This window comes from Nostoc sp., assembly GCF_036917935.1.
GTDB lineage: Bacteria > Cyanobacteriota > Cyanobacteriia > Cyanobacteriales > Nostocaceae > Nostoc.
Genome location: NZ_JBALEL010000019.1, coordinates 101929 through 124012 on the forward strand (window position 1 = coordinate 101929; position 22084 = coordinate 124012).

8 protein-coding genes are annotated in these 22084 nt (G+C 38.4%); all 8 read right to left on the reverse strand.

All coding sequences use genetic code 11. The features are described 5' to 3' along the window. Positions 1-12 precede the first annotated feature (12 nt). The 8 genes from V7K62_RS08870 to V7K62_RS08905 all read right to left on the reverse strand — a co-directional run bounded on the left by V7K62_RS08870 (position 13) and on the right by V7K62_RS08905 (position 21908). A complete protein-coding gene (locus V7K62_RS08870; protein ID WP_334863558.1) occupies positions 13-3366 on the reverse strand; it encodes a non-ribosomal peptide synthetase in 3354 nt (1117 codons plus the stop codon). Beyond that, positions 3363-7919, reverse strand: a complete 4557-nt coding sequence (locus tag V7K62_RS08875; RefSeq protein WP_334863559.1) for a type I polyketide synthase — start codon at positions 7917-7919, stop codon at positions 3363-3365. The genes V7K62_RS08870 and V7K62_RS08875 overlap by 4 nt, the downstream gene beginning before the upstream one ends. A 38-nt stretch (positions 7920-7957) precedes the next feature. Further along, positions 7958-10801: a non-ribosomal peptide synthetase gene (locus tag V7K62_RS08880; RefSeq protein WP_334863561.1), complete on the reverse strand. Its 2844-nt coding sequence runs from the start codon at positions 10799-10801 to the stop codon at positions 7958-7960. 53 nt (positions 10802-10854) lie between these two features. Beyond that, positions 10855-12111: a diaminobutyrate--2-oxoglutarate transaminase gene (ectB, locus tag V7K62_RS08885; protein WP_334863562.1), complete on the reverse strand. Its 1257-nt coding sequence runs from the start codon at positions 12109-12111 to the stop codon at positions 10855-10857. 115 nt (positions 12112-12226) lie between these two features. Next, entirely contained in the window at positions 12227-13627 is a 1401-nt protein-coding gene (locus V7K62_RS08890; protein WP_334863563.1) for a condensation domain-containing protein, read from the reverse strand. Between the two features lie 10 nt (positions 13628-13637). Further along, on the reverse strand, positions 13638-19496 hold the full coding sequence (locus V7K62_RS08895; protein WP_334863564.1) for a type I polyketide synthase: 5859 nt from the start codon (positions 19494-19496) through the stop codon (positions 13638-13640). 156 nt (positions 19497-19652) lie between these two features. After that, positions 19653-20720, reverse strand: coding sequence for an HAD-IIIC family phosphatase (locus V7K62_RS08900; RefSeq protein ID WP_334863565.1), 1068 nt, complete (start codon positions 20718-20720; stop codon positions 19653-19655). A gap of 3 nt (positions 20721-20723) precedes the next feature. Then, a complete protein-coding gene (locus V7K62_RS08905; RefSeq protein WP_334863566.1) occupies positions 20724-21908 on the reverse strand; it encodes an acyl-CoA dehydrogenase family protein in 1185 nt (394 codons plus the stop codon). Positions 21909-22084 lie beyond the last annotated feature (176 nt).

The following is a 22084-nucleotide window of genomic DNA, read 5'->3' on the forward strand; positions in this document are numbered from 1 at the left end:
TTTGAAGAATATTTAAATATTTTTAATAGATTTAAGTTTTTGCAGACGCTTTCTTTGTTGAACTTTACCATCTGTAATTTTCTCAGTAACAATATCTGTCACATCAGAAAATGTTTGTTGATTGTTAGCTTGATTCAAATAACTTGCTAAAGAGTTTATAGTCGGATATCTAAATAAGTCAAGGACAGATAAATCTTTTTGAAATACTTCACGTAATTTGCTATTAACCTGAACCAAAAGCAATGAATGACCACCAAGTTCAAAGAAGTTATCATGAATTCCTACGTCTTCAACTTGAAGTACTTTTTGCCAAATATCAGCAATAGTTTTTTCTACCTCAGTTTGGGGTGGCTGATAAACCGTCTCCAATTCTGGACGTGCGCTATCAGGTTCTCTTAATGCTTTGCGATCGACTTTACCATTGGGTGTAAGTGGGAGTGCCTCTAGCAATACAAAAGCTGCTGGGATCATGTAACTTGGTAACTTTGATTCTAGAAAGCTTCGCAATTCAGAAATTACCAGTGTTTGCTCGGTTTGCGGGACTAAATAAGCAACTATTCGTTGAGACTCTGATACCACAACTACAGTTTCGCGCACTGCTAAGTGTTGGCTAATGAGTGCTTCAATTTCTCCCAATTCAATGCGGAAGCCGCGAATTTTCACTTGCTCGTCAATACGTCCCAGGTACTCAATGTCTCCATTGGGCAGATAACGTGCTAAGTCACCAGATTTATAAAGCCGTGCGTTTGGTTTACTGCTAAAGGGGTGAGAAATAAATCTTTCAGTTGTTAATTCTGGTCGATTTAAATAACCTCGTGTGACACCAGCACCACCAACATACATCTCGCCTTTAACTCCAATTGCTACTGGTTGCTGATACCGATCTAACAAATAAACTTGCAAGTCAGGAATTGGACGACCAATGATACTTCCTAATCCTACCTCTAAGTCTGCCTTTACCAATGGACGATATGTCACATGAACGGTTGTTTCCGTAATGCCGTACATATTGACTAACTGGGGTGACTGGTCGCCATGACGCTCAAACCAAGGTCTTAAGCTCTCAAGTTGCAGTGCTTCTCCACCGAAGATCACCAGTCGCAGATTTAGCCCAAAGGCAGTTCCCAAAGATTCTTCTACCTGTATGAGTTGGGAAAAAGCAGAAGGCGTTTGGTTAAGTACCGTTACTTGCTGTGTTAACAACAATTTGTAAAAGTCTTCGGGTGAACGACTCAGCCAGTAAGGTACTATCACTATTTTTCCACCATACAGTAGGGCACCCCAAAGTTCCCAAACGGAGAAATCAAAGGCTATGGAATGGAATAGTGTCCAAACATCATTTTGATTAAATTTATACCAAGGTTCTGTGGCTGCGAACAGACGAACTACATTGCTGTGATTGACTAACACGCCTTTGGGTTGACCTGTCGAGCCAGATGTATAGATGATATAAGCTAAGTTATCAGTTGTACATTCACTGATCGGGTTTTGCTGGCTTTGCTGAGTTATATTTTCCCAGTCAGTATCTAAACAAACAACGTTAGTTTGATGTTGCGGTAAATTCTCTATCAAATGCTGCTGTGTTAGTAATACTGAAACCTCAGCATCCTGCAATATGAAAGCTAAACGTTCTTTGGGATATGCTGGATCTAGTGGTATGTATCCACCACCTGCTTTCAGGATGGCTAATATTGATATGACCATATTAAGCGAACGCTCTACACAAATCCCCACCAATACTTCTGATTTTACTCCTAGCTTTTGCAAATAGTGCGCTAGTTGATTTGCTCTGGCGTTCAGTTCGCGGTAGGTTAGTTGGTGGTTTTCAAAGACGACTGCGATCGCATTTGGTGTTTTTTCTACCTGTGCCTCAAACAATTGATGAATACATAGCTGTTGAGGATACTCAACTTTTGTCTCATTCCACTCCAGCAGCAACTGATGTTTTTCAGGTTCTGTTAACAGTGATAATTCTGAAAGCCGTAACTCTGGATTAGCAACAATACTTTTGAGCAACGTCTGGAAATGTCCAGCCATCCGCTTGATAGTACTTTCCTGGAATAAATCTGTATTAAACTCCAGATTAGCAAAAAGTTTTTGTGCTTTTTCTGTTATCTCTAGGGTCAAATCAAACTTTGCCGTGCCATTGTCAACATCTAGAACACTTAGAGTCAAACCAGGTAACTCTAACGCAGGCATTGGTGAATTTTGAAGCACAAACATCACTTGAAATAGTGGTGTGTGGCTTAAATTTCGTTGTGATTGTAGTTCTTCTACTAGCTGATCAAAAGGTAAATCTTGATGGGCGTAACCTGCTAATGCCACTTTCCGCACACGAGTTAGTAACTCCTCGAAGGTAGGATTACCTGCCAAATTAGTCCGTAGTACAATTGTATTGACAAAAAAACCTATTAATCCTTCTAACTCTGTACGATTGCGATTAGCAACGGGCGAACCAACTACAATATCTTCACTACCTGTATAACGCCATAGAAGTGTTTGAAAGGCTGCCAGCAGAGTCATAAATAAGGTGCTTCCATACTGCTGGCTCAATTTATTTAAGGCTACAGATAAATCATCAGATAACTCAAACGAATAGGTAGCACCCCGGAAACTGCTAACAGCAGGACGTGGGTAGTCAGTGGGTAACTCTAATAATTTGGGTGCGTCCTTTAACTGGTTTTTCCAATAAGATATTTGTGATTGTAGTAAATCTCCTTGTAGCGATCGCTGTTGCCATGCTGCAAAGTCTACATACTGTATTGGTAGTTGCGAAAGTGGAGACAATCGCCCTGTTGAGAAAGCTTCATAAAGCGCTGCAATTTCTTTAATTAGTACTCCCATTGACCAACCATCAGAGATTACATGATGCATTGTGAATATCAGAATATGTTCTCTCTGGTTCAGTCGCAGCAAAGTAGCTCGCAGTAATGGAGCTTTGGTCAAATTGAAGGGTTGCTGTATTTCTTGTATAACTAACTTTTTAACTTCAGTTTCTTGCTCAATCTCAGATAAGTCCTCCAGATTGATAGTAGGTAAAGTCAAGCTTAAAGTAGGAATAATTACCTGAACAGGCTTTCCTTCCATCGTTGCGAAAGTAGTTCGCAAAACTTCGTGACGCCGCACGATTTCATCAAGGGTTTGCAAGAATGCAGCTTGATTGAGGAAACCCGTAAGACGCAAAGCTGCCCATATATGATTAGCAAAATTTCCAGGTTGTAATTGGTCTAAAAACCAAAGTCGCTGTTGACCAAAAGACATGGGAAAAATGTCAACCTGCCTAACCTTTTCTTGCAGCATTTTTGCCAAAAATTCACGTTTTTTTTCTGGTGAAATATCCTGAATATTATCGTGAGTATTAGTCATGACTCAGACTCCTTTACTGCTAACATTTTATTCAACAGTAATTCAACTTCTTGGTCGGAAATGTTATCAAGATTTGGCAACAACTGTTGCTCATTACCCCGCTCGATTCTTTCAATCACGTTTATGTTATATATTTCCCCCGAACTTCGGTTATGTTCAACTACCAATGCTTGATCGAGGATAGTTGGTACTTCAAAAAAACTTTGCAGAGACAGTTCTACTTTAAACTCTTCACGCAATCGAGAGAGAAGTTGAGTAGCTAATAGAGACTGTCCTCCCAAATCAAAAAAGCTATCATGAATGCCTACCTCATGAATTCCAAGGATCTGCTGCCAGATTCGAGCAATAGTTGCTTCAATTTCATTACGAGGAGCAACATAATCATGACCTAGATTGGGGCGAGGATGACTTGCTTGGGAGATACTAGCTGAAGCTGAGTTATCTTCCAAAATTTTTAATCCTTCTTCCAGATAATTTAAAGAATTACTACGCTCAATTAAAGCTTGAAAATCTTGTGATGATACAACAATATGAGGTAAGGCACTTCCCAAAACGCGCTCAAAAGCATCAATCCCTTCTTCGGGCAGTATTCCTTCTTTGAGATGTTTTTGAAGTACATTTTGGATTTTATCTGGTAATATACTCTCCGCATCCACTGACATCCCTATTTCTTGCCAAGCGCCCCAGTCGATTGATATTGTTAATCGTTCAGATTTAGAAGCCTGATTATAAGCATATACATCAAGAAATGCATTAGCCGCGCAATAATCTACCTGTCCAAATTCACCCAATATAGAACTTTGGGATGAACAAAGTACCAAGAAATCTAGATTAATATTCTGAAAAACTTGCTCTAATAATATCGTTCCTCTGACTTTTGCTGCTAGTACCTTCTTTGCTATCTCCTGCGTTTTAAATTGGATCAGACCACCACCAGGAATCCCAGCCGAATGGATAACACCATTAATCTGACCAAATTTTTCTATTGACTGAGTAATCACAGCTTGCATTTGTTCGTAATTAGTCACATCCGCACTAATTACCAAAACTTCTGCGCCGAGATCCTCCAATAATTGCACTTTACGAATTATACAGCTAGCCTTATCTTGTTCATCATGATTCGCCAACCATTGAGGCCAATGATCTTTTTCAGGAATCCTCTTTCGTCCAACTAGAATCAACTTAGCTTGCACAGTATGAGCTAGATGTTCTGCTAATACTAAACCAATGCCACCTAGTCCACCAGTAATTAAGTAAACCCCTCCTTCCCTTAACTTAGTTTTATCAGCTATGCTCTGTTCCAAACGCACCTGCTCGAAGGATTGAATCCAGCGATGAGATCCACGGTAGGCAACTATATCCTCGGTTTGCTCTGCTGTAAATTCTGTGATGAGATTGTCTAAAACTTTTTTTCCTGGCAGGGTTTCTGAAGAAGGTATTACTATATCGATAGTGCCGCAATTTATGTTTGAATATTCTTTTGGAATTACCTTACATGGCCCTAATACAGTTGCCTTAGAGGGGCACAATTTTTCTGAGCCAGTTACATCATATAAATTACTGGTTACAACCATCAACTTCAGAGAATTGCTAATATCTTGTTTTCCTAACGCCTGTGCCAAAAAGAGCAGACTCCAGAAACCGAGATACTGACAATCTTCAAAAAATTGATGTTGTGTTTGTTCATCTAGCTCTTGACTGAGTAAGGTATCGTTGGGAGTAACGCTCCAAAAATGAGCGATCGCTTCTGGAGTCCAATTCTGTTCTTGTAGTGCTTGAAGCAAGGTATCATAGTCATCCCTTTGTTGCGGATTAATGGTATATTTACAGCTACTAAGTTTCGCGAAATTATCTGCAACCTCTACAGTAATTACATCCTGACCTTGTTCTTTGAGTTTTTCGGCAATTTCTGCCCCAACTCCATAGGTATCAACAAACACTAGCCAGCATGACTGTTGCTCTAGCAGTTTTTCCTTTCCAAAAAGCTTAAGTGGTGTAGATTGCTTCCAACGAGGAATGTAGAACCAGTCAGCAATATCTGGTTTCTTGTCGAAGTCTAAGGTTTTTTGCGCCATCATTGCCAGAGGTGCATTTCGATTTACCTCAAGCCAGTAACGTTTGCGCTCAAAAGGATAAGTTGGTAAAGGTACACGATGACGCTTTTCATTTAGGTAAAAACCAGACCAATTAATTTGAACTCCTACTACCCAAAGCCTACCCAAGGTATTAAGTAAAAATGCTACATCTGATTGTTGCTCTTGAGGATGCCGTATAGAGGTTAGTGTTATTAATTCATCGGCTTGATCTTGTTTAGCCAAATCACTTAAAGTCTGTCCTGGGCCAATTTCCAAAAGTATTCGCTTTGGCTGTTTGAGTAACTCTGTTACCCCTTGGCTAAAACGCACTGGTTGCCTTAAATGCCCAGCCCAATAGTTGGGGTCTGTCGCTTCGGCAGGGGTAATCCAAGTTCCGCTGACATTGGACACAAACTGAATTTTCGGTGGATTGAGTTTTACTTTTTGTAATGAGCAGGTGAAAGTCTCAATGATCGGTTCCATCATCTGAACCGAAGGCAACTGCTGCATGAGTTTTCCTCGATTCGCTACTATTGCCAAGGCATCTTCCAAAGAGAAAACTCCGGCCACAGTTGCAGCTACATACTCTCCGACACCGTGACCAATCATAGTCTCAGGACGCACGCCCCACGCCATCCATAACTTGGCTAGAGCGTATTCAATCACAAACAAAGCTGCTTGAGTAATTGCTGTTTGCTGCAACTTTTGTGTTGCTTCTTGAGCTTTTTCTTCGCTGGGATAGAGGACTGTACGCAAGTCTACTTCCAAGAGAGGTTTGAGCAGTTCGCAGCAGTAATCAACTTGCTCTCTAAATACTGTTTCACTTTCATATAATTCCCGACCCATATTTACATACTGCGAACCCTGCCCGGAAAACATAAACACTACAGAGCGATTGCAAGGTTCTTGGTAAACAGTGAAAGCTCTTTGAGGGTCTTGCAATGCCTTGATTGCATCTTCTTGATCTTGGCAAACTACCATTCGGCGATGGTTCAAAGTCCAGCGACCTACTTGCAAAGTATGAGCAACATCAGCAAGATTTAAATCTGGATGCTTCTGGAGATGATTAGCTAGATTTTCTGTTGCAGTTTCCAGTGCTGTGCTAGTTTTGGTTGAAAGTAATAATAACTGCCAGGGTCGAGAAGAACTGGAGGGTTTAATTATTGGAGCTGACTCTAAAATTACATGGGCATTTGTCCCGCCAAAACCAAAAGCACTAACTCCAGCACGGTGAGGAGCGTTATTGCTTCTCCACTCAGACAATGTGTTGTTAACGTAAAAAGGACTATTAGCAAAATCTATCTGGGGTGATGCTTCTTCAAAGTTTAAGCTAGGTGGTATCTGTTTATGCTTGAGAGCTAAGACGGTTTTGATTATACTTGCAACTCCAGCAGCTTCGTCCAAATGTCCAAGGTTGGTTTTCAAAGAACCGATCGCACAAAAGCCCTTTTTCTGAGTTTTACTCCGAAAAGCTTGTGTCAAGGCTGCAATTTCCACCGGATCTCCAAGAGCAGTTCCAGTTCCATGAGCCTCTATATAAGTAATTGTTTCGGGATCAACCTCAGCCATCATCTGAGCCGCTCTAATAACTTTTGCCTGACCATCAACGCTGGGTGCAGTATAGCTAACTTTGTTTGCTCCATCATTATTAATAGCTGAACCTTTGATCACCGCATGGATGCAGTCTCCATCTGCGATCGCTTCCTCTAAACGCTTTAAAACTACAATACCTAGACCCCTTCCTCTCGGACATCCCTTGGCCTTTGCATCAAAAGCACGGCAATGTCCATCAGGAGATGAAGTTCCTTCTTGCTGATACATATAACCGACTGCTTCTGAGATTGAAACTCCTGCCGCCAAAGCAACATCACACTCACCACTTAGCAAACTTTGGCAGGCTAAATGTAAAGCAACCAATGAACTTGAGCAGGTGGTTTGAACTGCATAACTTGGGCCCTGCAAGTTTAATTTGTAAGAAGCAAGTGTAACGGAAGCTGGAGAGATTCCTTTCTCTATTTGTTGTTGGCCAACAGAGTCTACAATCTCAGGATTTGAATAAATATTAGGTAAATAACCGCCAAAACCAAAACCAGCATAAACTCCAATCGGCTTATTGTAAGCTTCGGAACTATAGCCAGCATTTTCAAGTGCTGTCCATGCATATTCCAAAAAGAAACGGAGTCCGGGGTCCATAATTTCAGCTTCTCTGGGATTTATGCCGAAAAATGAAGCATCAAATAAATCTATGTCTTCAACTACACCCTCTGCCTTAACATAATAGGGGTTTGTCAGAAGAGCAGAATCTACACCTAAATCTTTGAGTTCTTGATCGCTGAAAAAATGAATTGACTCTACTCCGTCTCGGAGATTTTGCCAGAACTGCTCAATATTTTGAGCTTTGGGAAAACAGCCACTCATCCCAATAACAGCTATTTCTAAACCAGTTTTATCACTCAAAAAGTTTACTGAAGTATCCATTATTTTTTCCTATTTTGATAAAAATACTTTTAAAATATTTAAATATTTTGTCGTTGTTTTTGTACTAATCGTTGTTTGAATCTAGCTTTACCTGCTTCTAGCTTTTCATTTAGTTCATCACTTTCAGCAGCAAATGCTTCATCATCATTATTTTGTTCTGTGCTGAAATATTGTGATAAAGAACTGATAGTCGGATATTTGAAAAGGTCAGTCATTGCTAAATTCGCTTTCAACAGTTCGCGCAGTTTGCTATAAACCTGAAGTACATTTAACGAATGACCACCAATATCAAAAAAGTTATCTTGAATACCTACTTTTTGAATATTCAGTGTATTCTGCCAAACCTCAGCTATTATCCGCTCCACATCGTTTCGCGGCATCACATAAGTAGTTTCTAATTCCAGACGCAGATAATCCGGCTGAGGTAATGCCCGACGGTCTAACTTTCCACTGGGAGTTAGAGGTAGTGACTCTAACAGCATGAAACTAGAGGGCAACATATAGTCTGGTAATCTTTCTTTCAAAAAATTTCGTAGTTCTGAATCATAAATCTTGAATGCTGAACTCTCTTGTAAATCTGCATATTCAGCACTTGGCACAATGTAACCGATTAAGCGTTTGTCGCCTGGGCTATCCTCTCTGACCACAACTACATTCTCACTCACAGCAGGATGCTGACTCAGTAGCGTCTCAATTTCTCCTAATTCGATGCGGAAACCACGAATCTTTACCTGATGGTCAATACGTCCTAGAAATTCAATATTGCCATCAGGGAGCCATCTCCCTAAATCTCCAGTTTTATAAATTAAATCTCTGTCTATTCCTGGTAGTGGTTTAGCATTAGTAGAAAACGGATTAGGCACAAAATTCAATTTTGTCATTTCTTCATTCTGCCAATATCCTTCAGCTACCCCAAATCCTGATACACAAATTTCACCAGGAGATCCAATTGGTAGCAGTTGCATTTGAGCATCAAGAATATAGATATTTAAGTTTGCCAATGGTTTGCCAATGGGAACTGTACGTTGATTTTCTGGTAAGGGTTTATCAACGATAAACTGAGTAATATCATCAGCAGCTTCGCTTGGCCCGTAAGCATTCACTACCTTAATTGATGGATACATCGTTAGCCAGTTGTTTACCAGTTCTACTGACACAGATTCTCCTGTCACCATCATCCACTTCAGGTTAGGTAACAAGGTTTTATCTATTGAGAGGCGGGAGATGTAATCTAGTAAGCCTGAGAGGATGACTGGGACTAACTCAACAATAGTAATTTTTTCTTCTTTAATAACTTGGAATAACTTTTCGGGATTACAAATAGTTTCGGTATCTACAATGACAGTCTTACCACCAATTAAGATAGGTGCTAAAAATTGCCAAATTGAAATATCAGATGAAGCCGGAGCAGTTTGGAGAAAACTAAAGTCTTCTGTCAACTCAAGAGCATCAAATTCAGCATAGATATGGTTAATTGCACTACCATGTCTAATAATTACTCCCTTTGGTAATCCTGTTGAACCGGATGTATAAATCATATAAGCCGGATCGGTTCCTAGATGATTTACCTCTAAATTTTCTTTAGGGAGGTTAGCAAAATCCAGTTTGTTGTATATTTTGATACTATTGGTCAAGGCGATCGCTAAAGGGGTTGCCGCAGGCATCGCTTGCTTATCTGACTTGTTATCTAAACATATTAAGCATTCCAAATACGGACAATCTTCTTGTGAGCTAGCCAAAACGTCTACATAGGAAGAGTCTGTTAATAAAATACTAACTTGGCTGTTAGATACCATGTATTTGATTCTATCTGGAGGATATGTACTATCAATTGGCACATAGACTCCGCCAACCTTATATATGGCAAGTATGCCTATTAGAAAATTTATATCTCGTTCTTTAATAATTCCAACAAAATCTCCTTTTTGGACTCCTAACTTAGATAAAAATCTAGCTAGCTGATTTGCTTTTTGATTTAGCTGTTGATATGTTAATTGAGTATTTGCAAAAACAGCAGCAAATTTGGTAGGTGTTTGTTCTACCTGTTTTTCAAATAACTTATCAAGTGTCTGATTGATTGGATATGTTTTTGTATTATCATTAAAAGTTTTTAATAAATCATTTCTATCATTTTCATTGAGAACGGGGATATCTGATATTTTGATTAAATAATTGTTTACAACAGCTTCTAATATGTTGAGATAACATTTTAGAATACATTTGATGCTTTCTTCTGTAAACAAGGAATCATTGTAATAGATATGGCTTGCAATTAAATTATCATTAACTTTAAAAGAAAAAGTTAAATCATTTTTTATTTCTTTTATGTATTCTAAGTGATGTATATTTTCCATTAAAATTATTACATCAAAAATTGGACAGCGATTTTGAGCAGTTGGTATTTTTAATAATTCAATTAATTCATCATTAAAAGGATATTTTTGATGAATATAATCATTGACAGCTATTTGTTTAACTTGAATGAGTAAATCTTTAAAAGTAAGGTGATTATCAACCTTAAACCGTAAAGGAATTACTTTTGTCGGCAAATTCTCATTACTGATTATTTTTTTATAGATTGGAGAACCAACTACAATATCATTAATTCCGTTATATTTTTTTAGAAAAATACTTAATACTGCTACGAGTAATAAATAAATAGAAAAATCAGACTTATTTGCAAACTTAATGATTTTTTCAGACAAATCACTTGGTATTTCAAAGCTTACCGACTTTTTTTTACCATCATATATTGCTGGTCTGACATAATCTGTAATTAAAGTTGTCTCAGGCAGTTCATCAGAGATTTGATTCAACCAGTAGATCTTCTGAGAAAATAAATCTTCCGCACTCAAGCCATTTATAATTTTATTTGCAATCATTATTTACTTCCTCGCTATAATTACATCTTGAAAAAGCTAGTGTAATCAAAAGCCTATGCTGCCAAGGTATTATCAAAAGCTGCTTTGATAATTGAACAACCTTTTTGTAATGTAGACATATCAATTACCAACGGCGGCAAAATTTTAATTACAGTATCATTTCTGCCTGCTAGTTCAACTATTAATCCAAGTTCAAAACAACGCGAAGTTATACTTTTGGCAAAAGTATTACCGCCGAAGTTTTTAACATCAATTCCCCAAATCATCCCAATTCCACGTATTGCTATATTTTCACTAATTGGTTCTATCTCTTGAGTAAGAAAATTTTTCAAGAAAAGCTCTTTAGTTTTGACTTCCTGTTCAAGATTGCTACTTTCTCTATACTCTAGAGCAGCTGTTGCTCCGATAAATGCCAATTGATTACCCCTAAAAGTACCATTATGTTCGCCGGGTTCCCATATATCCAACTCTGGCTTAATCAATAATAGCGACATGGGAAACCCATACCCACTAATAGATTTAGAGAGTACTACCATATCAGGAACAATATCTGCTCTTTCAAAAGAAAAGAAAGACCCCGTTCGACCGCAACCAACTTGAATATCGTCGCAAATTAATAAAATATCATGATCGTTGCATAACTTTCTGAGCCGTTGCATCCATTCAATAGGAGCTACAACAACTCCACCTTCGGCTTGTACTGTTTCAAAGATGATTGCTGCTGGTTTTTCAATTCCAGAATTGACATCATTTAAAACTGTTTCTATATATTCTATTGTGTCAAAACTTGCCATGAATCCATAGGGATAAGGCATAAAAGTTACATTACTTGATGTCCCAATTGCCCCCGCTCGAATTCCAATATTACCACTAATCGATAAGCTACCCAGAGTCATCCCATGATATGCTCCCATAAAGGAGAATATGCCCGATCTTTGTTTGACTTTTCTCGCTAACTTTAAAGCTGCTTCAACTGCATTTGTTCCTGTTGGCCCGCAAAACTGAATGCGATAATCTAGTTTTTTTGAACTTAATACTACCTCATCAAATTTGGCTAAAAATTTCTCTTTAGCAGAAGTATACATATCCAAAGCATGGGCAATTCCATCAGCATCTAAATATGATATGACTTTTTGTTTTATATAGTCATGATTATGTCCATAATTTAAAGCGCCTGCACCAGCAAAAAAATCTATATATTCTTCGCCTGATTCAGTATAAACTATAGAATCTTTAGCTCGGTGGAATATAGCAGGAAAATTCCGACAATAGCTTCTGACGTTTGATTCACATTTTTCAAATATATTCATGAGATTGTTCTATTGTAATTACAAAATCCATTAATCAATTCATTTGCAATCATTTTTATTTAGACTTTGTAGAAATGAAGAATTGTATTATTAAAACAATTATGAAAACTTTAATTTATGCAGCAAAGTCCCAATTAAATGATGCTTCTTTTTCTAAATTTGCAGCGATTTTTTGTTGTTCTGGTGTCAATAACGGTAAGTTGTTAATTTTGAAATGAGGATTAGCGATCAGCCCTTGTAACAGCATTTCAATATCTTTGAGTATTCCAGCAATAGTAGCAGTCTCAAATCTTCTAGAATCATAAGAAATAGCTATTAATAACTCTTTATTAGGGTATACAACCAAGTTCAGAGGATAGTTATTTCGGTAATACAATCCTGTATGTTGAAATTCTATATTTCCCTGCCAATCTCGGATAAATTCGCTGACTGGAAAATTTTCAATCACTACAATACTTTCAAACAAAGTTAATTGTCGTGGAACTTCACTCCACTTATTAATTTGTGTTAGCGAAGTGTACTCATAGCCACGTACCTCAACTAATTGAAGCTGAAAATGCTGTAACCACGACAAGAAAAGCTGTTCAGTATCTATATGGACATGAATGGGCAAAGTATTAACAAACATCCCTACCATTGACTCGACACCATTCAAATCTGCTGGTCGTCCAGCAACATTGTAGCCATACAATATATTATTTCGACAAGTATAGCGACTGAGGAGAATCACCCAAATACCGTTAATTATTGTAGCAAGGGTGAGACGTTGCTGTGTAGCGAAAAACTGTAGCGCCTCTGTACTTGTTGATGATAGCTTAATTGTTTCTTCAGTATATCTTACTTCTTGGACAGATGATTGATCAATTTTTTCTATATAAGTGAGAGAAGCTGGTGCTTTAATACCTTGTAATGCTTGTCGCCAAAAAGACTCGGCTTTCGATATGTCCTGTTGCTGCAACCAGTCAATGTAATCCCTAAAAGGACGAGTAGGTGCTAAACAGATTTCTTTATCCTGACAAAGCGCTCCATAAACTTCTACAAACTCTTGGAATACTAGTGAACCACCCCAACCATCTAAGATAATGTGGTTCACACTCCAAATATATCGATAGCAGTCATCAGTAAGGCGAATTAAAGTATGACGCATCAGACATGGCTGGGAAAAGTCAAAACTTTTTTGGCGATCGCTGATCAGAAAAGACTCTAACTGCGCCTTTTGCTCAACTGCATCGATGTTAGACCAGTCATAATGATTTAGTGATACTTTTACTTGATTGTATACAATTTGTAGTGGATTTTCAATTTCTTCCCAATAAAATCCAGTACGTAAAATGGGATGTCGATCAATTACAAGTTGCCAAGCTTTTTCAAATGCCTCTATGTTAAGATTGCCACGTAAAATGAAAACGTGCTGGAAAAAATATAAGGACAATTCACTATCATACAAACAGTGGAAGAGCATACCTTTTTGTACAGGTGTGAGTTCGTATATATCTTCAATATTTTTTGTTGCCATTTGCTTGATTTTAATTATTTTGGTTAACTTTAGATAATAGATTATCCAATTGTTGCTGGCTCAACTTCGCTCTGGTAAAGTCAGAAGGCGTGTACCTTTTTACTTCAATAGACTGACAGTTAATAATCAAAGATTGCAGTGATTCTATAAAATCATCAGCTAAACTTTCAATTGTTTTTCGGCAGTGAATAGCTTTATTGTATGTCCAATGTAATAGCAACTCTTCGTTAACAATAACTCCATTGATCTCTAGTAAATAAGCTCGGTTTGTAGGTTTACTGTAGCTGAGTCCTTGCGAATTTTTAGCCAGAGAGAATAAAGACGACTCTGAAATCATTTGATCGTATTGACCTAAGTAGTTAAAACTCACTTCAGTCTGAGGAAGGGATTGAAGTTTTGATTTTATCTCTTGATCATTGCTTGAATAGCGTAGTATGCCATAGCCAATCCCAGTATTTGGAATCCCACGCAAATATTCTTTTACTGCTATTAATGCATTTCCTGGCTCAGAAGATTTTGGAATATCCAAAATAACTGGGAAACAAGTTGTAAATAAACCAACTGTACGAGATACATTTACATCTTTAAAGATTTTATCTCGACCATTACCTCTGATATCCACCCACAATCTTTGTTCTCCTGTCCATGCTGCAAAAGCTTGCGCCAAAGCTGTGAGTAACACATCGTCAATTTGAGTATTATAGGCTTTGTGTATTTCCTCCAGTAGAGCTTTTGTGTCTTGTTTATTGAGATAGACTGATACTATATCTGCATTAGCTACTGTTTTGTCACCTGTTGGATAGTCAATGGGTAAGTGGCTAAATGGTTTTTGCATTTCTGCCAGCCAATAGTCCCGTTCTGGGATCATTTCTGAAGATTCAGCATACTCCTGTAGACATTGTGTCCACTGCATGTATGAGGTAGTATTATCTGCCAAATCTATCGCCTTGCCCTGACTGATTTGCTGATAAGCTGTTTGCAAGTCTTCTAGCAAGATTTGCCAAGAGATATTATCAACTACCAGGTGGTGAATGACAATTAGCAAGTAGCTAGTTTGCTGTGGTACTAGGTCAAATAAGGCAAACCGTACAAGTGGCCCCTCAAATAAGTTCAAACTTTTTTCTAGTTCCGCAGCTACAGATTCAATAACAAGTTTTCGCTCAATTTCTGGTAGTGACGATAAATCGACTTGCTTCAATTCAATAGTATCATTATAACTAGCATAAATTTGTTGCCAAGCAGATTCTTTTTGGATAAAACGCAGCTGAAATACGTCATGATGTTTGAGCAAATGCTGTAAAGCCTGCTCTAATAAATTGCGATCGCATCCTTTTTGCATTACCAGTAGTAAAGACTGGTTGCAATGATGGATGTCGGGCTGATTCTCCTCAAGGAACCGATGCTGAATCGGTGTCAGGTGTAAATCTTTTGTTCCTAAACCCTGTTCCGGTTCGATGGTTTGAGCAATACATAAGTCTGTTGCTAATTCGGCAATTGTCTGGTAGTGAAAAAACTGTTGAGATGTTAACTTCAATCCTCCTTGGTTAGCTTTAGCAGCAATTTGAATTGTGTTGATCGAATTTCCTCCCAACTCAAAAAAGTTGTCGTGAATACCTATCTTGTCAATTCCCAAAATTTCTTGCCAAATCTCAGCCAGCATTTGCTCGATTTCATTTTCCGGAGCAACGTAATCATTACCTAAGTTAGGACGAGGATGTTTTGCTTTGGAAAGATTGACTGAAGATAATTTTGAATCCAAAAGCGTTAATTGCTCTTGCAAATACTGAGGAGAATTATTTTGCTTAATTAAAGCTGGTAAATCTTGGGTTGAAACAACAAGATGAGACAGTTTACTTCCGAGAATGCGATTAAAAGCATCGATACCTTCTTGAGGTAATATGCCTTTTTTGAGAATTTCTTCGCGTTCTTGCTTAATTTTCTCTGGTAATACAGTTTCCACCGCCAGCCCAACTTCTTGCCAAACATCCCAGCTAATTGATATTGTTAATCGATCGGATGTGGAAGTATGACGGTGAGCATAAGCATCGAGAAAGGCATTAGCTGCACAATAATCTATCTGTCCAAATTCACCCAAAATAGAAGTTTTAGATGAACAAAGCACAAAGAAATCTAAATTTATATTCTTGAAAACTTCCTCTAAAATTAATGTGCCTTTGACTTTTGCGGCTAAGACATTGCTTGCTATATCCCGTGTCTTGAATTGAGTAACACCACCACCAGCAATCCCAGCCGCATGGATTACACCGTTGATTTGACCAAATTTTTGTAATGCTTGAGCAATTACTGCCTGCATTTGTTCATAATTAGTTACATCGGCACTTTTTACCTCAACCTCTGCACCTAATTTTTCAAGCGATCGCACTTTTTGTATCTTCCGACTGATAGAATCTTGGCTATCATGAGTTTCTAGCCATTGTTCCCACTCGTCGCGTTCAGGTAGTCCCCCTCGTCCAATGAGTATTAACTTAGCTTGTAGTGTCTTTGCTAGATGTTCTGCTAATACTAAACCGATGCCACCGAGTCCACCAGTAATCAAGTAAACTCCATCTTGTTTTAACTTGTTTTTGCCTGCAATGCGGTCATCTAATGGGACTGCTTCAAAAGTTTGAATCCAACGGTGAGTTCCACGGTAGGCAACTATTTCATTAGTTTGTTGGAGTGTGAATTCTGCTACTAAATTATCTATGAGTTTTTTAGATAAAGGAGTTTGAGCAGAATGTATTAATAGATCGACAATACTGCAATTTATATTTCGATATTCCTTGGGAATTACTTTGCATGGCCCTAATATCGTAGCCTTCTGTGGGCATAAATTTTCATCGCCAGTTACATCATGTATATTACTGGTTACGACCATCAGCTTGATAGAATCCCAAATATCTTGTTTTCCTATTGCTTGTGCTAAAAATAGCAGACTATAGAAACCGAGATGCTGATAATCTTCAAATAATCCTGGCTCGTGATTGAGCAAAGAATCATTTGGTGTAACGCTCCAAAAATGCGCGAAATGCCATCCGGCACGCTCCGCGATCGCATTTGGTTTAAAATCCTGTTTTTGAAGTTCTTGAAGCAATGCATCATAATCATCTGGGCGCTGGGGATTGATGACATACATCCGGTCATTTAGCTTGCTAAACTGTTCGCCCACCCGCACGATAATGACATCTTGATTGTCTTCTTCAAGTCGTTTGATAAATTCAGTTCCCACTCCATAGTTATCCACAAAGACTAAGCAACGTAACTTTTGCTTGGCTTGTTCTTCTCCTTGGAAGAACTCAAGTGGCATGGATTGTTTCCATACTGGAATATAAAACCAGTCAGTGATATTTGGCTTTTTATCTAATGATTGCTGTGATGTTATTTCTGAGGTAGATGAGGAGTCTAGATCAATAGAGTAACGCTGATTTTCGACGGGATGATTTAGAGTATTTCGATCTAACGATTCCTGGGAAGCTGTTGATTCAAGCCAGTAACGCTGACGCTCGAAGGGATAGGTTGGTAAGGGGAGGCGATGACGGCGTTCATTGGTGTAAAAACTTGACCAATCAATCTTGATTCCCAACATCCACAGCTGACCCAAGGTGTTAAGTAAAAATGCTACATCTGAATGCTGCTCGTGAGGATGAGGTATTGAGGTCAGCACAGTTAATTCTTCAGTACTCAAAGTCTCTCCCCAACCAACTTCTAGCAGAATTCGCTGATTGTCTTTGAGTAACTCTGCAATTCCTTCATGAAAACGTTCTGGTTGCTGTGGTTGTGCCCAATATTTAGGGTCTGTTGCTTCAGCCTGAGTAATCCAAGTCCCAGTAACATTGGATATAAATGGAATTGCTGGAGGATTGAGTTGGACTTTTCCTAACAACTCAGTGGAAGACTGATTCACCACTAGTACCAGGGCATCTTCAAGAGAGAAAACTCCGGCTAAAGTAGCAGCGACGTATTCCCCAACACCTTGCCCAATCATTGCTTGAGGAGAAATACCCCAAGACATCCACAATTGCGCCAAGGCATACTCTATAACAAACAGGGCACTTTGAGCAAAGCAAATTTGTTGGAGTTTCTCTACTGCGGTTTCCTGCTCAGATTCGCTGGGATAAATTACCGATCGCAAATCTAACTCTAGATGTGGTTTTAATATGAGACAGCACCGTTCTACCTGTTTGCGAAACATCGGCTCAGTTTCGTAGAATTCTTTGCCCATGTCTGCATACAGCCCACCTTGTCCGCGAAAGATGAAAGCAATAGAGCGAGTTCCTGACTCTTGAAATTGAGTTAAAACTCCTTGTGAGGCTGGCTGATTCAATGCCTTAATTGCATCTTGGGCATCGGAGCAAACTAATATTTGCCGATGATTAAAGTCTCTGCGCCCCACTTGCAAGGTATATGCTACATCTGCGAGATTCAGATCGGGGTGTAGCATCAGATGTTGGCTCAGATTTTGCGTGGCAGTTTCTAGCGCCGACTCGGTTTTTGCAGAGAGTGCTAACAATTGCCAAGGACGGGAAGGACTAGAAGCTGGAAGTGTTGGGGCTTCTTCCAGAACTACGTGGGTATTGGTTCCACCCATTCCTAAAGAACTAACACCAGCACGGCGGGGAGTCGAGCCTGTTTTCCATTCCCTTAGCTTGGTGTTGACATAAAAAGGACTATTCGCAAAATCTATTTGAGGATTGGGCTGCTCAAAGTTTAAGCTTGGTGGAATTAACTGATGCTTTAGAGCCAAAGCAGTCTTGATTAATGCTGCAACTCCGGCGGCGGCATCTAAATGACCAATATTCGTCTTGACTGAACCAATAGCGCAGAAATTCTTTTTCTCGGTACTGGCACGAAAAACTTTAGTCAGCGCGGCAATTTCAATCGGATCGCCTAAAGCTGTACCGCTACCGTGAGCTTCAATATAGCTGATTGTCTCCGGTTCTACCTCTGCTAACATTACCGCTTCCGCGATCGCTTCTGCTTGACCATCTACACTAGGTGCTGTGTAGCCAACTTTCATCGAACCGTCATTGTTAATTGCAGTACCTTTAATCACAGCATATATGCAATCACCATCTGCGATCGCATCTTGGACTCGCTTGAGAACAACAACTCCTACACCGTTACCAATAGTTGTTCCCTGCGCTTTCGCATCAAAAGCATGACAATGACCATCAGGAGATAGTGCCCCTCCTGGTTCATACAAATAACCAGCTTTTTGTGGCAATCTGATTGAAACCCCTCCCGCTAAAGCCATATCGCATTGATAATTCTGCAAACTTTGGCACGCGAGGTTAGTAGCAACTAATGATGTAGAACAAGCGGTTTGAACTGTAATACTTGGCCCAGTAAGATTTAATTTATAAGAAACACGGGTAGAGAGAAACCCTTTATCATTTCCAATCATCTTTTGATATAATTGCGCCGATCCTATTTGGTCATTGTTTAAATCAAAAGAGAAATAGTTATTTAAGCTAGCACCAGCATAAACCCCAATTTTGCTTTCACACTTACTTGAGTCGTAACCAGCATTTTCTAAAGCTGACCAAGCGCATTCCAAAAATAGGCGATGTTGAGGATCAGTTACTTCCGCTTCTTTCGGATTCAGATCAAAGAATGCAGCATCAAATAAATCGATATTTTCTATAACACCACCAATCTTGACATAATTACGATCATTTACCAACGCCGAAGGTACACCAGCAGCGATTAACTCTTCATCTGTAAATAAAGATAATGACTCCACCCCATCTTGTAAATTTTGCCAAAAAGATTCTATGCTGATCGCTCCAGGAAAACGCCCTGCCATCCCAATAATAGCAACACCTTCCATCAAATCATAACTTTTTTCAATATCATCTTGTTTATTCATATCATTAAACCTTTCTTCTTTTCACTGGATTAAAACTCGGATACCAATTCTCTCTAAACTTGCACTAAATAATTATCTTCTCTCTTCCTCTGTGTTCTCTGCGCCTCTGCGGTTCGTCTAACCAAAATTCAGTGCATATTAATAAAAAAATATAATTCAATCAACTTGAAACTTTACATAGCTAGGCGCAGCTTGAATCCGACTTAAATCATTCTCAAAAATAACTGAATTACCATTTTTATCAACTTCCTTAAACCCGGCAAATTTATAAGATATATACATCATTCTGTTGCGATCGTTTGGTACAAACTCTGCCAAGAGACGAACATGATTGCTTTGAGCCAGACTCATAACATGATTCAACATAATTGTGCCAACTCCTCTCGACATAACGCGACAAGACATCAGCAAAAGCTTTATCGTCCATGACTTAGGCTGACATTCAATCAGAATTAAACCTATTTTTCCGTAGCTTCCATACTTATCTTCCAGACTTGCAATCAGTAATTTATGGTTTTCTGATTGGCGAAAATGATTGAGTTCGTCATAAGAGTAGGTATAACCAGTTGTGTTCAATTGGTTGGTTCTTAGTGTTAACTCTTCTGCACGCTGCAAATCTTCTTCTTGAGCAGAAGATATAGTGAAATTCATATTGAGAGTAGCTAAGAATTCGTCAGTTGTGCCAACAAATTCTTTCTCTGCATTTTGACGCTCAATATCACTGACATACATCAACCTTCTAATTCGTGAATCTTCCGTAATAAAACGGGGATTCATGACTGGCATATCTAAAATATTCCCGATTTCATCTGCGTTTATACACAGGATTTCTGGCAAGCTAAATTTAACTTCTTCTAGCTCAAATAATTGATCGTCGATAAATGCGATCGCATCCAGACCAATATTTAGTACCTTAGCAATTTCTTTCAAAGAAGTAGCTTTAGAGTTCCAATTTATCTGTGGATATAAAAAATACTCTTTTAAACCAAATTCTTCTAGTTTGGCTATTGCTGTAGCACGTTCGTTTTTACTAGCTATAGATTGTATAATACCACGACTATCTAAAGTCTGAATAAGATTTACAATATTTTCTTGCAGAGAAACTTGATCATCTTCCAACAAAACTCCCTGCCACACAGTATTATCTAAATCCCAAACGACACATTTAATAACTTTTTTGTCTTTTTGTTTACTATTTACTTCTTGTTCTTGATTAATAATCATCTCTTAAATTCTCTCTACTAATTTCTTTTCCAAGGCAGTAGTAACAGTTGAAAAAAGATAATCTTGATAACCTGACTCGGCGATAGTAATTTCTTGAATTTGAGTACTACCTTCAATGATTTCCATAATTTTAGAGTCTCGTAAATACCTTTCGACTGGGTACTCACTACTACAACCATTGCCACCATGAACCTGCACGGCATCATTTGCTATTTTGGTAGCTACTGTAGATGCAAAGTATTTAGCAATAGAAGTCTCTATAATTGAGTTAGGATCGTTAATCTCTTTAAGATAACCAGCTTGATAACATAACAATCTTGCTGCTTTCACATTAGTTATCATCTGAGTAATCTTTTGACGAATTAATTGATGTTCTTTAAGGTAAACACCAAACTGTTTTCGCTCGTTTGTATACTTGATACAAGCTTCTAAACAAGCTTGAGCAATACCTACACAACCCGATGCCACACTATATCTACCATAATCAAGTGCAGTAGAAGCAATGTAGGAAAATCCCAAACCTAATTTACCGACTAAATTTTCTTGAGGAATTTGACAATTATTAAACTGCAATTCTGCTGACATTGAAGCCCTAACACCTAAAATACCAGACATTGGTTTTACTGAAAGTCCTGGACTATTTTTTTCAACCAAGAAAGCAGTGGGTTTCCCCTCGCATTTGGCAAAGACCAAAAATATATCTGCTATTTGTCCATAGGTAATCCATTTCTTTTGCCCGTTTAAGATATAAGTGTCACCAGCAAGTGTAGCTGTGGTTTCTACACTTTTAGCATCGCTACCTACATTGGGTTCGCTTAATGCAAAAGCAGCGATGATTTCTCCAGATGCAAATTTGGGAAGCCAATACTGTTTTTGAGATTTATTACCCCATTTACACAAAGCATGAGCAACCATGTTGTGTACTGTCAGCAAACTTCGCACAGAAGAACATCCCCGGCCAATTTCTTCGTTGAGAATGCCATAAGTAATCATGTCCATTCCTTTACCGCCATATTCTTGGGGTAAGATAGCACCCAGAAAACCACGTTCAGCTATTTTTTTAATTAGTTCTGGCGGGGTAAATTCTTTTCTATCCCATTCGCCGGCGTTAGGGCATATTTCTTCATTAACAAAAGCTCTAAAATCAGCTTTAACGTTTTTTTGTTGAGCAGATAATTCTAGTTTCATGATATCACTATTGTCAATAAATTGAGCGATGCTCTCAAAAAACAGTCTTTAACAAATTTGTAAAAATTCCGGTATTTAAAACACAGTTAAATAGAAGCTTTTATAAAATTAGTTTTATTGTTTAGTTAAAACCCTACTTGCAATAAACTACTTTATAAAAATGATCTAAAAGTATT

What these genes read in the sequence shown, in the direction of transcription:
- V7K62_RS08870 (WP_334863558.1), bottom strand. Translation starts at nt 3,366, where the DNA reads ATGACTAATACTCACGATAATATTCAGGATATTTCACCAGAAAAAAAA.
- V7K62_RS08875 (WP_334863559.1), bottom strand. Translation starts at nt 7,919, where the DNA reads ATGGATACTTCAGTAAACTTTTTGAGTGATAAAACTGGTTTAGAAATA.
- V7K62_RS08880 (WP_334863561.1), bottom strand. Translation starts at nt 10,801, where the DNA reads ATGATTGCAAATAAAATTATAAATGGCTTGAGTGCGGAAGATTTATTT.
- ectB (WP_334863562.1), bottom strand. Translation starts at nt 12,111, where the DNA reads ATGAATATATTTGAAAAATGTGAATCAAACGTCAGAAGCTATTGTCGG.
- V7K62_RS08890 (WP_334863563.1), bottom strand. Translation starts at nt 13,627, where the DNA reads ATGGCAACAAAAAATATTGAAGATATATACGAACTCACACCTGTACAA.
- V7K62_RS08895 (WP_334863564.1), bottom strand. Translation starts at nt 19,496, where the DNA reads ATGAATAAACAAGATGATATTGAAAAAAGTTATGATTTGATGGAAGGT.
- V7K62_RS08900 (WP_334863565.1), bottom strand. Translation starts at nt 20,720, where the DNA reads ATGATTATTAATCAAGAACAAGAAGTAAATAGTAAACAAAAAGACAAA.
- V7K62_RS08905 (WP_334863566.1), bottom strand. Translation starts at nt 21,908, where the DNA reads ATGAAACTAGAATTATCTGCTCAACAAAAAAACGTTAAAGCTGATTTT.